Below are 12,585 nucleotides of genomic sequence, written 5' to 3' on the forward strand. Positions count from 1 at the left end.
CATCACAGATGCCCATGCGTAACCAAACTGCGCACAAATCCATGGATTACCCCGGAAACCTCTTTGTCGTCTCGGCCCCCAGCGGGGCCGGCAAGTCCAGCCTGGTGCGAGCCCTGCGCGAGTTCGATGCGCGCGTCTCGCCCTCCGTCTCCCACACCACCCGCGCGCCGCGTGGCCAGGAAAAGCACGGCCGCGAGTACTACTTCGTCTCCGACCAGGAATTCGACACCATGGTGTCGAACAACGCCTTCGTCGAATGGGCGAATGTGCACAGCCGCCGCTACGGCACGGCCAAGAAGGCGCTGGAAGAGCGCATCCAGGTCGGCACCGACGTGCTGCTGGAGATCGACTACCAGGGCGCGCTGCAGGTCAAGGAAGCGTTTCCGAACGCCGTTCTGATCTTCATCCTGCCGCCCAGCTGGGACGAGCTTCGCGCACGCCTGGAAAACCGGGGCGAGGACGCGCCCGAGGTGATCGAGCTGCGCCTGACGAACGCGGCCGAGGAGATGGCCCAGGTGGCGAAATTCGACTTCGTTATAATCAACGAATTGTTCGAGAGCGCACTGTTTGATCTCAAGACGATCATCCACGCCCAGCGCCTCAAGTATGCGGCTCAGCGCAGCCGCCGAGCAGAGACCTTCGAGTCTCTCAATATTTCTGTACCCAACTGACGTTTCCCGGAGATCCTGATGGCACGCATCACTGTTGAAGACTGCCTGGAGCAGATCCCTAACCGCTTCCAGCTCGTGTTGGCCGCCACTTACCGCGCCCGCATGCTGAGCCAGGGCCACACGCCCAGGATCGAAACCAAGAACAAGCCCGGTGTCACCGCCCTGCGCGAGATCGCCGAAGGCAAGGTCGGCCTGGAGATGCTGAAGAAGGTTCCGGGCTGATTTGCTGCAAAGCAACACAATGGCCCCACAAAGAGCACCGCACAGCGGTGCTTTTTTTACATGAAGCCTGCACAAACCCGCATGCACGCTACATTTAAGTCATGAAAGCGGCCTTGACTTCGTTCACAGCCCCCTCTGATCCCGTACCGACACCCCGGCCCGAGCGCATGTCTGCAGAGCAGGCAGCGAGCGTGTCGGCCAATGCCTTTGCCGGACTGATGGAGCACCTGGGTTACCTGGATGCCACCAGCATCGAGCAGGTGCGCGAAGCCTATGCCTTTGCCGACCTGGCCCACAGCGACCAGTGGCGCAGCAGCGGCGAACCCTACATCACCCATCCCATTGCCGTCACCGCGCTGTGCGCGAGCTGGAAGCTCGACGCCCCGGCCCTGATGGCCGCGCTGCTGCACGATGCGATGGAAGACTGCGGCGTCACCAAGGCGGACCTCGCCCAGCGCTTCGGCCAGGACGTGGCCGAGCTGGTCGACGGCCTCACCAAGCTGGACAAGCTGCAGTTCAACACGCGTGAGGAAAACCAGGCCGAGTCCTTCCGCAAGATGCTGCTGGCCATGGCGCGCGATGTGCGCGTCATCCTGATCAAGCTGGCCGACCGCACCCACAACATGCGCACCATGGGCGACATGCCGCGCAACAAGTGGGGCCGCATCTCGTCGGAGACGTTGGAGATCTACGCACCCATCGCCCACCGCCTGGGCCTGAACCAGACCTACCGCGAGCTGCAGGATCTGGCCTTCCGTCACCTGCACCCCTGGCGCTATGCCACGCTGGAAAAGGCCATCGCCCGCTCGCGCAAGCGCCGCCGCGACCTGGTCCAGCGCGTGCAGGACGAGGTCAATGCGGAGTTCGCCGGCGCAGGCCTGCAGGCACGCCTGGCCGGGCGCGAAAGCACGCTGTATTCGCTCTATCTGCGCATGGAGAAGAACCAGCTGAGCTTTGCCAAGGTGACGGACGTCTACGGATTTCGCGTCATCCTGCCGCGCGTGATCGACTGCTACACCGCGCTGGGCGTGCTGCACCAGATGTACAAGCCCATGCCGGGCCGCTTCAAGGACTACATCGCCATTGCCAAGAACAATGGCTACCAGTCGCTGCACACCACGCTGGTGGGCCCCTCGGGCGTGAACATCGAGTTCCAGATCCGCACCGAGGAAATGCACATCGTCGCCGAAGCCGGCGTCGCCGCGCACTGGCTGTACAAGGCCCAGCCCGGCCACGATTCCGAGCAGTTGGGCACGCAGTGGCTGCAGTCGCTGCTGGACATCCAGAACGAGACGCGCGATGCGGCCGAGTTCTGGGACCACGTCAAGGTGGACCTGTTCCCCGACGCCGTCTACGTGTTCACGCCCAAGAGCGAGATCATGGCCATGCCGCGGGGCGCCACCGTGGTGGACTTCGCCTACGCCATCCACAGCAAGGTCGGCAACCACATGACGGCCGCCCGGATCAACAACGAGGAAGTGCCGCTGCGCACCGAACTCAAGAGCGGCGACGTGGTGCAGATCGTCACCTCCGAGGACGCCACGCCCAACCCGGCCTGGCTGGGCTTCGTGAAGACGGGCCGCGCGCGCTCCAAGATCCGCCACTACCTGAAGTCGGCCGCGCAAAGCGAATCGGCCCGCCTGGGCGAGAACCTGCTGGCCCAGGCCATGCGTGCCGAAGGCATGGATGCCGTGCCGCCGGCCGACGAGGCCAACCAGGCACTGTGGGACGAGGTGCTGCGCATGGCCGGCAGCCGCAGCCGCGCCGACCTGATGGTGGACATCGGCATGGGCCGGCGCATTGCGTCGCTGGTGGCCTCGCGCCTGACGGCGCTGATGGCGCGCCACGGCCACCGGCCCGACGCCCTGCTGCTCACACGCGAACGCTTCAACTCCAGCAACCGCCCCTTCCAGGGCGCCGTGCTGCTGGACGGCTCCAACCAGGGCTCCATCCACTACGCGCAATGCTGCCGCCCCGTGCCGGGCGACCCCATCGTGGGCTACCTGGGCAGCGGCGAAGGCCTGATCGTCCACCATGCGCAGTGCAAGATCGCGCAGCGCCTGCAGGAAAAGGACAGGGACCGCTTCATCGTGGTCGAGTGGGCCGATGACATGGATGCCGCGCGCCTGTTCGAGGCACGCATCGTGGTCACCGTCAACAACGGCAAGGGCGTGCTCGCGCGCGTGGCGGCCGAGCTGGCCGGTGCCGAGGTGGACATCCTGCGCGTGGACATGGCCGACGAGGCCGCCATGAGCACCACGGACCTGTGCTTCGTGATCTCGGTGCACGACAACCAGCAGGTGGAGTCCGCGCTGCGCAACCTGCGCCGCGTGCACTCGGTGGTGCGCGCATCGCGCGTCATCCCCTGAACACTGCCCCGCTCCTGCGGGGCTTTTTCATTGCTCCAGGTCCTGGGCCAGCTGCTGCAGAAACGGGCCGCAGTCCTGCTCGATCTTGAGGGCCAGCAAATCCTCGGAGCGCATGCGGCCCTGGTTGATGGCGGCCACCGGCTTGCCCTGGGCCACGGCCTCATGCACGAAGCGCAGGCCTGAATACACCATCAGCGAAGAACCGGCGACCAGCAGCCCGCCGGCCTGCTGCAGCATGGCGCGCACGGCCTGCACCCGCTGGCTGGGCACACCTTCCCCGTAGAACACCACATCGGGCTTGAGCACGCCGCCGCAGTGCGGGCAGGCCGGCACGTCGAAGCGGCTGAAGTCGCGCCCCTCCAGATCGGCATCGCCGTCGGGCGCGGCCTGGGCGCTCAGGCCGGCCCAGCCGGGATTGCGCTCCAGCAGCATGGCCTGCAGCACGGCGCGCTCCATGCCGGTGCCGCAGCCCATGCAGCGCACGGCGGCGATGCGGCCGTGCAGGTCGATGACGCCATCGCTGCCCGCGGCCGTGTGCAGGCCGTCCACATTCTGGGTGACCAGGCCTTCGATCCATCCGCGCTGCTGCAACTGCGCCAGTGCCGCGTGGGCCTGGCCGGGCCTGGCCTGCGCCATCACGGGCCAGCCCAGCAGGCTGCGCGCCCAATAGCGCTGGCGCGTGGCATGGCTGCCCATAAAGGCCTGCAGCGTCACTGGCTGGGGGCGCTTCCATTGCCCCTCCAGATCCCGGTAGTCCGGAATGCCGGAGCCCGTGCTGCAGCCCGCGCCCGTCAGCACCAGCCAGCGCCGGCCGGGCGGCAGCAAGGCGCGCAGGGCCAGCGCGGCATCGTGCAGAACCGGGGACGGTGATGGCGGCGGAGCGATGGCGGTCATGGCCGCACAGCATAGCGGCCCCGCACGCCCAATGCAGAAACACCGTGTTGCACTCCGAGCCGGGACGCAGCGGAGACAATGGCCGGATGCCTCACGCACACGCCACCGCCCACGCCTTTCCCACCGCCCGCCATCCCGCCGCGCTCAACCGTGCCGCCCTGGCCACCGCCCTGGCCGCCGTGCTGCTGGCCGGCTGCGCGTCCCGGCCGGCGCCTGCGCCAGTCACGGTGCCGCCCTCCATGCCCGCCCCCACGGCGCCTGTCGCGCCCGTGCAGCCCGAACCGGCCACCGCGCCGGATGCCGCCCAGCAGGCCGAAGCCACCAGCTTCGAAGCGTGGAAGCGGGATTTCGCGCGCAAGGCGCTGGACGCCGGCATCTCGGAGAAAACCGTGCGCAGCGCACTGGAGCCTGCCCGGCTGCAGCGCCGCGCGGTGCAGCTGGACCGCTCGCAGCCTGAATTCACGCGCACGCCCTGGCAGTACCTGGACAGCGCCGTATCGGCCCAGCGCATTGCCCAGGGCCGCGCCAAGCTGCGCGAAGCGGCTGCACCGCTGCAGTCGGCCAGCCAGCGCTATGGCGTGCCGGCCGAGGTGATCGCCGCCATCTGGGGCATGGAAAGCAATTTCGGCGGCAACTTCGGCAACTTCCCCACGGTCGATGCGCTGGCCACGCTGGCCTTCGACGGCCGGCGCGCCGCCTGGGCGCAAAAGGAGCTGCTTGCAGCCCTGCGCATCATCGACAACGGCGATATCGATGCAGCCCACATGATCGGCTCCTGGGCGGGTGCCATGGGCCACACGCAATTCCTGCCCTCCGTGTTCCTGGCCTATGCGGTGGATGCCGATGGCGACGGCCGCCGCGACATCTGGGGCAGTCTGCCCGATGTGACGGCCTCCACGGCGAACTACCTGGCCCATTCGGGCTGGAAGACGGGCGAGCCCTGGGGCGTGGAAGTGCGCCTGCCGGCAGGCTTTGACCATGCACGCGCCGAGACCAGCGTGCGCCAGGACAGCGCGCAATGGGCGGCCGAGGGCGTGCAGGCCGTGTACGGCTCCGCCCTGCCCTCCATGGCCGATGCCAGCGTGATCGCACCGGCCGGCGCGCGCGGGCCGGCCTTCATGGTGGGTGCCAACTTCCGCACCATCCTGCGCTACAACAACTCCGTGAATTACGCGTTGGGCGTGGGCCTGCTGTCGCAGCAACTGGCCGGCGGCCCGGGCGTGCAGGCGGCCTGGCCGCGCGATCTGGCACCGCTGTCGCGCGAGCAGTTGCGCGCCTTGCAGGCCGCGCTCAACGAACGGGGATTTTCGGCCGGGACGGCCGATGGCGTGATGGGCCCGGCCACACGCGCGGGCCTGCGCCAGTTCCAGCAAAGCCAGGGCCTGGTGGCCGACGGCTATCCCACGCTGGAGCTGCTGCAGAAACTGCAGCCCTGAACGCTCACCCGGCGGCGCTGCCCGGCTCCGGGTAGGTGACTTCCAGCACTTCCAGCGTGCGCACACCTGCGGGTGTGGGCAGGGCCACCTCGTCGCCCACACGGGCCTTGAGCAGGGCGCGAGAGACGGGCGCGATCCAGCTGACCTGCTGGCGTGCGCTGTCGGCCTCGTCGATGCCCATGATGGTGATGGTGCGCTCCTCGCCCTCGTCATCGACATAGGTGACGGTGGCGCCGAAGTAGATCTGCTCGCTGCCGGCATGCACGGAGGGATCGACCACCTCGGCGATCTCCAGCCGCTTGGTCAGAAAGCGGATGCGCCGGTCGATCTCACGCAGGCGCTTCTTGCCGTAGAGATAGTCGCCGTTCTCGGAGCGGTCGCCATTGCTGGCCGCCCAGTGCACGATCTCCACGATGCGCGGACGCTCGTTGTCGATCAGGTCCAGCAGCTCCGTCTTCAGCCGCGCGAAGCCCTGGGGCGTGATGTAGTTCTTGCCGCCCGGCGGCAAGGGCGGCAGGCCGACTTCATCATCGTCGTCGCCGTCGGATTCCTTGGTGAAAGCCTTGCTCATAGGGAGCCGATCTTCACACAGATCACCGCAGCAGGCGAAGACGCCGAACAAACCTCGACACCAACGGCGGCACAAACTGCGGCACAAACGAAAAAGCCTCAGAACTTTGCAGTTCTGAGGCTTGTCGTTTTGGTGCGGCTGGCAGGAATCGAACCCACGACCCCTTGGTTCGTAGCCAAGTACTCTATCCAGCTGAGCTACAGCCGCCAAGCTTCGAATTATAGCGTGCTTTTTGAACGCTTACGGAAAACCATGAAAATATCGAAAAATAACCGTTGCCAGCGCCTGAACCATTGCCACGGCCTCTGTGCGGGCCTGTGCGGGCGCCTGAAACGAAAAAGCCTCAGAACTTTGCAGTTCTGAGGCTTGTCGTTTTGGTGCGGCTGGCAGGAATCGAACCCACGACCCCTTGGTTCGTAGCCAAGTACTCTATCCAGCTGAGCTACAGCCGCCAAGACAACTATTGTATATCAATTTCCTGCCTCTCCGCAAAAATTGCAACCATCGCAAACTCCGGGCCCCGTGGCGCGCGGGCTGGCCTATATTGGCCGGTCGCGGATGCAGGCCCTGCCCTGCACCTGCGCGGGAGACAAACACAGCGAGCGGCCCGCCGCAGCGGCGGGAACGACAAGACATGACAGACAAGCGCGCGGCCACGCAGCCGCAACCGCCCGAGGGCGCCATGTGGGGGCAGCTGTTTCGCCGCAGCGCCCGCCCCTCCCTGAGCCTGCAGGGCCAGATCCGCGAGATGCTGGTCGATGCCATCCTCTCGGGCATCCTCGCACCCGGCGAATCCATTCCCTCCAGCCGCGAGCTGGCGCGCCACCTGGGCGTGGCACGCATCACCGTCGTGCTGGCCTACCAGCAGCTGGCCGAGGAAGCCTTTTTGCTGAGCCGCCAGCGCAAGGGCCACTTCATCCATCCCGACGTACTCAAGGGGCGCACGCCGGGCGGCGCTGCGGCCAGCAGCACCCCTGGCGAAGGCCGCCGCACCGACTGGTCGCGGCGCCTGTGGCTGCTGCCCAGCCAGCAGCGCAGCATCGTCAAGGAAGAGGACTGGCAGCGCTACCCCTATCCCTTCCTGTACGGCCAGTTCGACAAGGAGCTGTTTCCCACGGCCGCCTGGCGCGAATGCTGCCTCAAGGCCCTGGGCGTGCTGGACATACGCCAGTGGGCGCCCGACCAGATCGCGCGCGACGACGAGATGCTGATCCAGCAGGTGCAGACCAAGATCCTGCCGCGCCGCGGCGTCTGGGCCTCGGCCGACGAGCTGATCATTACCGTGGGTGCGCAGCACGCCCTCTACATGGTGGCAGACCTGCTGATGCGCGAGGGCACGGCCGTGGGCATCGAGGAGCCCGGCTACCCCGACGCGCGCAACATCTTCAGCAGCCGCACCTCCCAGGTCATCCCGCTGCCGGTGGACGGCCAGGGCCTGCCGGTCACGCCGCTGCTGCGCCAGCTCGACTACCTCTACGTGACGCCCAGCCACCAATGCCCCACGGGCGTGACCATGCCGCTGGCGCGGCGCGAGGCGCTGCTGGAGATGGCCGAGGCGCACGACATCATCCTCATCGAGGACGACTACGAGAGCGAGAGCAGCTTCGACGGCCAGCCCATTCCGGCGCTCAAGAGCCTGGACCGCAGCAACCGCGTGATCTACGTGGGCAGCCTGTCCAAGAGCCTGGCGCCGGGTCTGCGCGTGGGCTACATCGTGGCTGCGCCCGAGCTGATCCGCGAACTGCGCGCGCTGCGCCGGCTCATGATCCGCCACCCTGCCACCTTCGTGCAGCGCACGCTGGCCATGTTCATCTCCCTGGGCCATTACGAGGCCCAGCAGCGGCGCCTGGCCCAGGCGCAGAAGGAGCGGCACGCGGCGCTGACGGCCGCCATGGCCGAGCATGCCCCCGGCTGCCGCATCACGCCCGTGCGCGGCGGCGGCTCGTGCTGGGTGCAGTTGCCCGACCACATTCCTGTCGAAGCCCTGGCGCAGCGCGCCGCAGCGCACGGCGTGCTCATCGAGCCCGGCGATGTGTTCTTCGCCCGCCCGGGCACGCCCGGCAGCTACATGCGCATGGGCTACCAGTCCATACCCGCCAACGACATCGGCCAGGGCGTGAAGGCCCTGGCCGATGCGATCCGTGAGGAGCAGTCCGAGAAGTAACGCGAGGAGTGGCCGGGACCGGCCCTGCCGGTCCCGTCGCCCCTGGGTCAGTACTTCTGCGGCTCGGGCTGCGCGGCCTCGGACAGCGAGGACACCACCGGCGCCACGCCACGCTGCAGGAACTGCCGCACGCCATAGGCCAGCAGCAGGATGCACAGGCTGGCCACGCCCAGCGCCAGCGGTGTGCGCTGCTCGGGGATGAAGGCCATGGCGATGACGATGGACAGCATGCCGAAGATGGCGAACCAGGTCAGGTACGGATAGCACCACATGCGCACCTTGAGCAGGTGCGGCGCCTCGCGCTCCAGGCGGGAGCGCAGGCGCAGCTGCGAGATGGCGATCAGGATGTAGACGAAGATCGCCACCGTGCCGTAGGAATTGACCAGGAAGGCAAACACCTTGTCGGGCGACACATAGGACATCACCACGGCGCCGTAGCCGAATACCGTGGCCACCAGGATGGCGCGCGTGGGCACGCCATTGCGGCTGACCTTGGCCAGCGCCTGGGGCGCATCGCCGCGCCGCGTCAGCGCGAACAGCATGCGCGAGGATGCATATAGCCCCGAGTTCAGCGCCGACAGCACGGCCGTCAGCACGATGGCGTTCATGATCTGCGCGGCAGCGGGCACGCCCATGGTGTTCAGTGCGCTCACATACGGCGTGGCGATGCCAACCGCATTCCAGGGCACCAGGCAGGCCACCAGGAAGATGGAGCCCACATAGAACACCAGCACGCGCGTGATCACCGAGCTGGTGGCCTTGGCCACGGCCTTCTGCGGCTCGGCAGTTTCAGCCGCCGCAATGGTCACGATTTCGGCACCGAAGTAAAAGCCCGTGGCCGCCACGGCCCCGGTCAACACCGGCACGATGCCGTTGGGCATGAAGCCGCCATTGCCGGTGAGGTTGCCGAAGTGCATGCCCTGCGACGCAGGCGTCAGGCCCAGCACGTAGACGCCGGCCACGAACAGGAAGACCACGATGGCCGCCACCTTGATGGAGGCGAACCAGAATTCGAACTCGCCAAAGGACTTCACCGAGACCAGGTTGGTCAGCGTCAGCATCACCAGCAGCACCAGGCTGATGCTCCAGTTGGGGACATCGGGCAGCCAGTAGCGCACCAGGTCGGCACCGGCCACGGCCTCCAGCGCCACGACGATGACCCAGAAGTACCAGTACATCCAGCCCGTCAGAAAGCCTGCCAGCCGGCCCACGCCGGGGCGGTCGCGCCAGGCCTCTCGCGCATATTCGTAGAAGGACCCTCCGCCGGGCATGGAGCAGGCCAGCTCGCCCAGCATGCGCATGACCAGCACCACGAGCAGGCCCGTGATGAGGAAGGAAAGAATCGCGGCCGGCCCGGCCGACTTGATGACCACGCCGCTGCCCACGAACAGCCCGGCGCCGATGACGCCGCCCAGGGCGATCATGGTCATGTGCCGCTGTTTGAGCCCGTGTGAAAGCCCCGGCGAAGAGGCTTGCTGATGTCCGATCATGTCTTGTCTCCTGTTGCGTTCAGGCGCCACGGCTGATGCTCTGTTGTGGTGGCTGCGCAGGTGCGCGCCTTGCCGTGGCGTATCCGGTGTTCCCGGTGGCACGGGGCCGCAAGGCCCCGCGCCGTCAGGCGGCCGCCACCGGCGGGCGGTCCTTGCGGAAGGCGTTCTTCACGGCGATCTTTCCGTCCTTGAAGGTGAAGACATCCACCATGCGCGCTTCCACGCGCAGGCCGTCGGCCTTGGTGCCCTTGAAGGTGCTCTCGGACACGCCACGGTCGCCCTGCACGAAATGGTCTCCATCGAGCCAGGCCGCATCGGGGAAGGCCTGCCAGGCCATCTGAAAGCCCTCGCGCACCGCCTGGCGGCCGACGAAGCTGCGGCCCATGAGATCGGGCCCGGCCACGGCGTGGAACTCGCACTCATCGGCCATGAAGCCCATCAGGGCCTCGATGTCGTGGCGGTTCCAGGCCTCGGCGAAGCGGGCCAGGAACTGGGCATCCGGAGGGTTGGTGTCTGCGCTCATGCTGTCTCCTTGTCTGTGGTGGGTACCACGGCGCCGGGCCCCGGGCAGGGCCGCCGCGCCGCGTCATCGAAATGTCGATGGGCCATGGTAGGTAGCAGGCACACGGACCCGTTAGAACCAGATGCCATCAATCGTTAGGTCCAGGCGCGCGCACCGGCCGCCACTGGCTCTATCGAAAGCTGGGCTGTGGCGCTAACTGGCTCCATGGCCTGCTGGCTATGCTGATTCCATCGTCGGCGCACCGCCTTGCGTGGCTCGCCGGCATTGGCCCCATTCCACCGAATCCATAGCAAAAAGCGGCAGATCCCAAGCCGCCGCACCAGGAGACATCCGCCATGAAAGCCGAGGACATCCGCCCCAGCCACCTGCGTCCCTACGACCCTCAGTACGACCCGCTGGTGGCCGCCAACCCGGGCCACGGCACGGGCTATGCGCCCACTTACTGGGTCGGCACGGCGGGACGCCCGCCAGACGATGACGGCCCCGTCACCGGCGACATGGACGTGGACGTGGCCATCGTCGGCTCGGGCTTCACGGGCCTGGCCACGGCCCTGTTCCTGGCGCGCGAGCACGGCATACGCGCCGTGGTGCTGGACGCCAACCAGACCGCCTGGGGCTGCACCAGCCGCAACGGCGGCCAGGGGCAGAACGCCAGCGGGCGCCTGTACCGCTCGCAGTGGATTGCGCGCTGGGGCAAGGACGTGGCGCTCAAGCTCGACGCCGAGATCCGCGAGGGCTTCCAGACCTTCAAGGACCTGGTGGCCGAATTCCCCGAGTGCGAGCCCCAGCCCGGCGGCCACCTCTACATCGCCCACCGCGAAAAGAAACTCGACTTCCTGCGCAACGAGACCCAGATCATGCGCGAGGTCTTCGGCTACGACGCCCGCATGCTCAGCCCCGAGGAGCTGCGCCGCGACTATGTGAACGACGCCGACAGCCACGGCGCCATGCACGAGCCCGACGGCATCGGCGTGCACCCGCTCAAGCTGGCCTTCGGCTACCTGCGCAAGGCGCGGGAGCTGGGCGTCAAGGTGCACCCGGCCAGCCCGGTGCTGGGCGTCGAGACGCGCAACGGCGTGCACCACCTGCGCACGCCCGGCGGCACCGTGCGGGCGCGCGCCGTGGGCTTTGCCACGGGCGGCTACACCAGCAACGCCCTGCATGGCAGCCTGCGCTCCAAGATCATGCCCATCCTCTCGAACTCGCTGGTCACGCGGCCGCTGACCGAGCAGGAACTGGAGGCCACGGGCTTCAAGACCACCCAGGTCATCACCGACACGCGCACGCTGCGCTTTTACTACCGCCGCCTGCCCGACAACCGCGTGCAGATCGGCAGCCGCAGCGCCGTCACGGGTGCCGATGCGCCCAACCCCATCCACATGGCCAAGCTGGTGGACGGCCTGCACCGCAAGTTCCCGGCGCTCAAGGGCATCACCATCGACTACTCCTGGTGGGGCTGGGTCGATGTGAGCCACGACATGATGCCGCGCGTCTTCCAGCCCGACCCGGCCCAGAGCATCTTCTACGCCGTGGGCTATGGCGGCAACGGCGTCTCCTTCTCGGCCCACGCGGGCCGGCGCATGGCCGAGCGCATCGCGGGGCGCCAGAGCAAGACCTTCGAGCTGCCCATCTACAACTCGGAGCTGGAGTATCCGAACGTCTTCAACATGGTGCGCTCGCCCGCGTTTGCGCCGTTTCGCCGGTTGGGGCAGCGGTTCCTGTACCACTGGTACTACATGCGCGACGAAAAGCTCTGAACCCCAACCGATTGCTGCTTGGGCCGGCCTCCTGCAGGGGGCCGGCCCTTTTTTTCAGCAGCGCCGGGGGCAGCCACCTGCTACCGGTTCCGCATCCAGTCGGCCGTGTTCATGAAGCTGGCCTTGAGGCGCACGCGCAAATCCTCGGGCACGCCGGTCTCGCCCATGGCCTGGTCCATGCAGGCCACCCACTGGTCGCGTTCCAGGATGCCGATGGAAAACGGCATGTGGCGCATGCGCAGGCGCGGGTGGCCGAAGCGCTCCTGGTAATGGTCCGGGCCGCCCAGCCAGCCGCACAGGAACCAGAACAGCTTCTGGCGCGCATCGGCCAGCGTGCTGCCGTGGGCGGCACGCAGTTCGGCATAGCCGGGCTCCAGGTCCATGAGATCGTAGAAACGGTCCACCAGGGCCTGCACCCTGGGCTCGCCGCCGATCCATTCATAGGGGGTCTGGGGGGCGTTGTTCTGGGATTCCTCTGACATGGCGAA

At 67.3% G+C, this 12,585-nt stretch carries 11 protein-coding genes and 2 tRNA genes; 6 read left to right on the forward strand and 7 right to left on the reverse strand.

The annotated features are described in order from the left end of the window. Positions 1 to 41 precede the first annotated feature (41 nt). The 3 genes from gmk (at position 42) to IB269_RS09515 (ending at position 3,262) form a co-directional block, all read left to right on the forward strand. Positions 42 to 671, forward strand: coding sequence for a guanylate kinase (gene gmk, locus IB269_RS09505; RefSeq protein WP_013803794.1), 630 nt, complete (start codon positions 42 to 44; stop codon positions 669 to 671). Between the two features lie 18 nt (positions 672 to 689). Continuing rightward, positions 690 to 893, forward strand: coding sequence for a DNA-directed RNA polymerase subunit omega (gene rpoZ, locus IB269_RS09510; protein WP_012203952.1), 204 nt, complete (start codon positions 690 to 692; stop codon positions 891 to 893). A gap of 101 nt (positions 894 to 994) precedes the next feature. Beyond that, positions 995 to 3,262, forward strand: coding sequence for a RelA/SpoT family protein (locus tag IB269_RS09515; protein ID WP_012203951.1), 2,268 nt, complete (start codon positions 995 to 997; stop codon positions 3,260 to 3,262). Positions 3,263 to 3,289: 27 nt separating this feature from the next. Here IB269_RS09515 and IB269_RS09520 read toward each other — a convergent pair whose 3' ends face one another. Then, positions 3,290 to 4,156: an NAD-dependent protein deacetylase gene (locus tag IB269_RS09520; protein ID WP_192367037.1), complete on the reverse strand. Its 867-nt coding sequence runs from the start codon at positions 4,154 to 4,156 to the stop codon at positions 3,290 to 3,292. An 86-nt stretch (positions 4,157 to 4,242) separates the two neighbouring features. Here IB269_RS09520 and IB269_RS09525 point away from each other — a divergent pair, with 86 nt between their 5' ends. Then, positions 4,243 to 5,592 (forward strand): lytic murein transglycosylase, encoded by a 1,350-nt coding sequence (locus IB269_RS09525; protein ID WP_192367038.1) that lies wholly within the window; start codon positions 4,243 to 4,245, stop codon positions 5,590 to 5,592. Between the two features lie 4 nt (positions 5,593 to 5,596). Here the strand turns inward: IB269_RS09525 and greB are convergent, their stop codons facing one another. From greB to IB269_RS09540, 3 genes are all read right to left on the reverse strand, one after another. After that, positions 5,597 to 6,163 (reverse strand): transcription elongation factor GreB, encoded by a 567-nt coding sequence (gene greB / locus IB269_RS09530; RefSeq protein ID WP_013803797.1) that lies wholly within the window; start codon positions 6,161 to 6,163, stop codon positions 5,597 to 5,599. A gap of 130 nt (positions 6,164 to 6,293) precedes the next feature. After that, positions 6,294 to 6,370: transfer RNA gene (locus tag IB269_RS09535), tRNA-Arg, on the reverse strand. A 168-nt stretch (positions 6,371 to 6,538) separates the two neighbouring features. After that, positions 6,539 to 6,615 (reverse strand) — tRNA-Arg (locus IB269_RS09540). Positions 6,616 to 6,797: 182 nt separating this feature from the next. Here IB269_RS09540 and IB269_RS09545 point away from each other — a divergent pair. Beyond that, positions 6,798 to 8,327, forward strand: coding sequence for a PLP-dependent aminotransferase family protein (locus IB269_RS09545; protein WP_192367039.1), 1,530 nt, complete (start codon positions 6,798 to 6,800; stop codon positions 8,325 to 8,327). A 47-nt stretch (positions 8,328 to 8,374) separates the two neighbouring features. On the opposite strand, the gene IB269_RS09550 is transcribed toward IB269_RS09545, so the two are convergent. Together IB269_RS09550 and IB269_RS09555 are read right to left on the reverse strand one after the other, a co-directional pair. Then, positions 8,375 to 9,817, reverse strand: a complete 1,443-nt coding sequence (locus IB269_RS09550; protein ID WP_012203946.1) for an amino acid permease — start codon at positions 9,815 to 9,817, stop codon at positions 8,375 to 8,377. 124 nt (positions 9,818 to 9,941) lie between these two features. Continuing rightward, the gene (locus tag IB269_RS09555) at positions 9,942 to 10,340 is read right to left on the reverse strand and encodes a nuclear transport factor 2 family protein (RefSeq protein ID WP_013803799.1); all 399 of its coding nucleotides are present in this window, start codon (positions 10,338 to 10,340) and stop codon (positions 9,942 to 9,944) included. 335 nt (positions 10,341 to 10,675) lie between these two features. Between IB269_RS09555 and IB269_RS09560 the strand changes: the two genes are divergently transcribed. After that, positions 10,676 to 12,097, forward strand: coding sequence for an NAD(P)/FAD-dependent oxidoreductase (locus IB269_RS09560; protein WP_012203944.1), 1,422 nt, complete (start codon positions 10,676 to 10,678; stop codon positions 12,095 to 12,097). 80 nt (positions 12,098 to 12,177) lie between these two features. Here the strand turns inward: IB269_RS09560 and IB269_RS09565 are convergent, their stop codons facing one another. Next, the gene (locus IB269_RS09565) at positions 12,178 to 12,579 is read right to left on the reverse strand and encodes a group II truncated hemoglobin (RefSeq protein WP_034367729.1); all 402 of its coding nucleotides are present in this window, start codon (positions 12,577 to 12,579) and stop codon (positions 12,178 to 12,180) included. Between the last annotated feature and the right edge of the window lie 6 nt (positions 12,580 to 12,585).

The organism is Delftia sp. DLF01 (genome assembly GCF_014852125.1).
Taxonomy (GTDB): Bacteria; Pseudomonadota; Gammaproteobacteria; order Burkholderiales; family Burkholderiaceae_C; genus Comamonas; species Comamonas acidovorans.

Bases quoted from the DNA above. Each gene is read 5' to 3' on its own strand.
- IB269_RS09550 (WP_012203946.1), bottom strand. From the start codon at position 9,817: ATGATCGGACATCAGCAAGCCTCTTCGCCGGGGCTTTCACACGGGCTC.
- IB269_RS09520 (WP_192367037.1), bottom strand. From the start codon at position 4,156: ATGACCGCCATCGCTCCGCCGCCATCACCGTCCCCGGTTCTGCACGAT.
- gmk (WP_013803794.1), top strand. From the start codon at position 42: ATGGATTACCCCGGAAACCTCTTTGTCGTCTCGGCCCCCAGCGGGGCC.
- IB269_RS09565 (WP_034367729.1), bottom strand. From the start codon at position 12,579: ATGTCAGAGGAATCCCAGAACAACGCCCCCCAGACCCCCTATGAATGG.
- IB269_RS09560 (WP_012203944.1), top strand. From the start codon at position 10,676: ATGAAAGCCGAGGACATCCGCCCCAGCCACCTGCGTCCCTACGACCCT.
- IB269_RS09545 (WP_192367039.1), top strand. From the start codon at position 6,798: ATGACAGACAAGCGCGCGGCCACGCAGCCGCAACCGCCCGAGGGCGCC.
- IB269_RS09555 (WP_013803799.1), bottom strand. From the start codon at position 10,340: ATGAGCGCAGACACCAACCCTCCGGATGCCCAGTTCCTGGCCCGCTTC.
- IB269_RS09515 (WP_012203951.1), top strand. From the start codon at position 995: ATGAAAGCGGCCTTGACTTCGTTCACAGCCCCCTCTGATCCCGTACCG.
- greB (WP_013803797.1), bottom strand. From the start codon at position 6,163: ATGAGCAAGGCTTTCACCAAGGAATCCGACGGCGACGACGATGATGAA.
- rpoZ (WP_012203952.1), top strand. From the start codon at position 690: ATGGCACGCATCACTGTTGAAGACTGCCTGGAGCAGATCCCTAACCGC.
- IB269_RS09525 (WP_192367038.1), top strand. From the start codon at position 4,243: ATGCCTCACGCACACGCCACCGCCCACGCCTTTCCCACCGCCCGCCAT.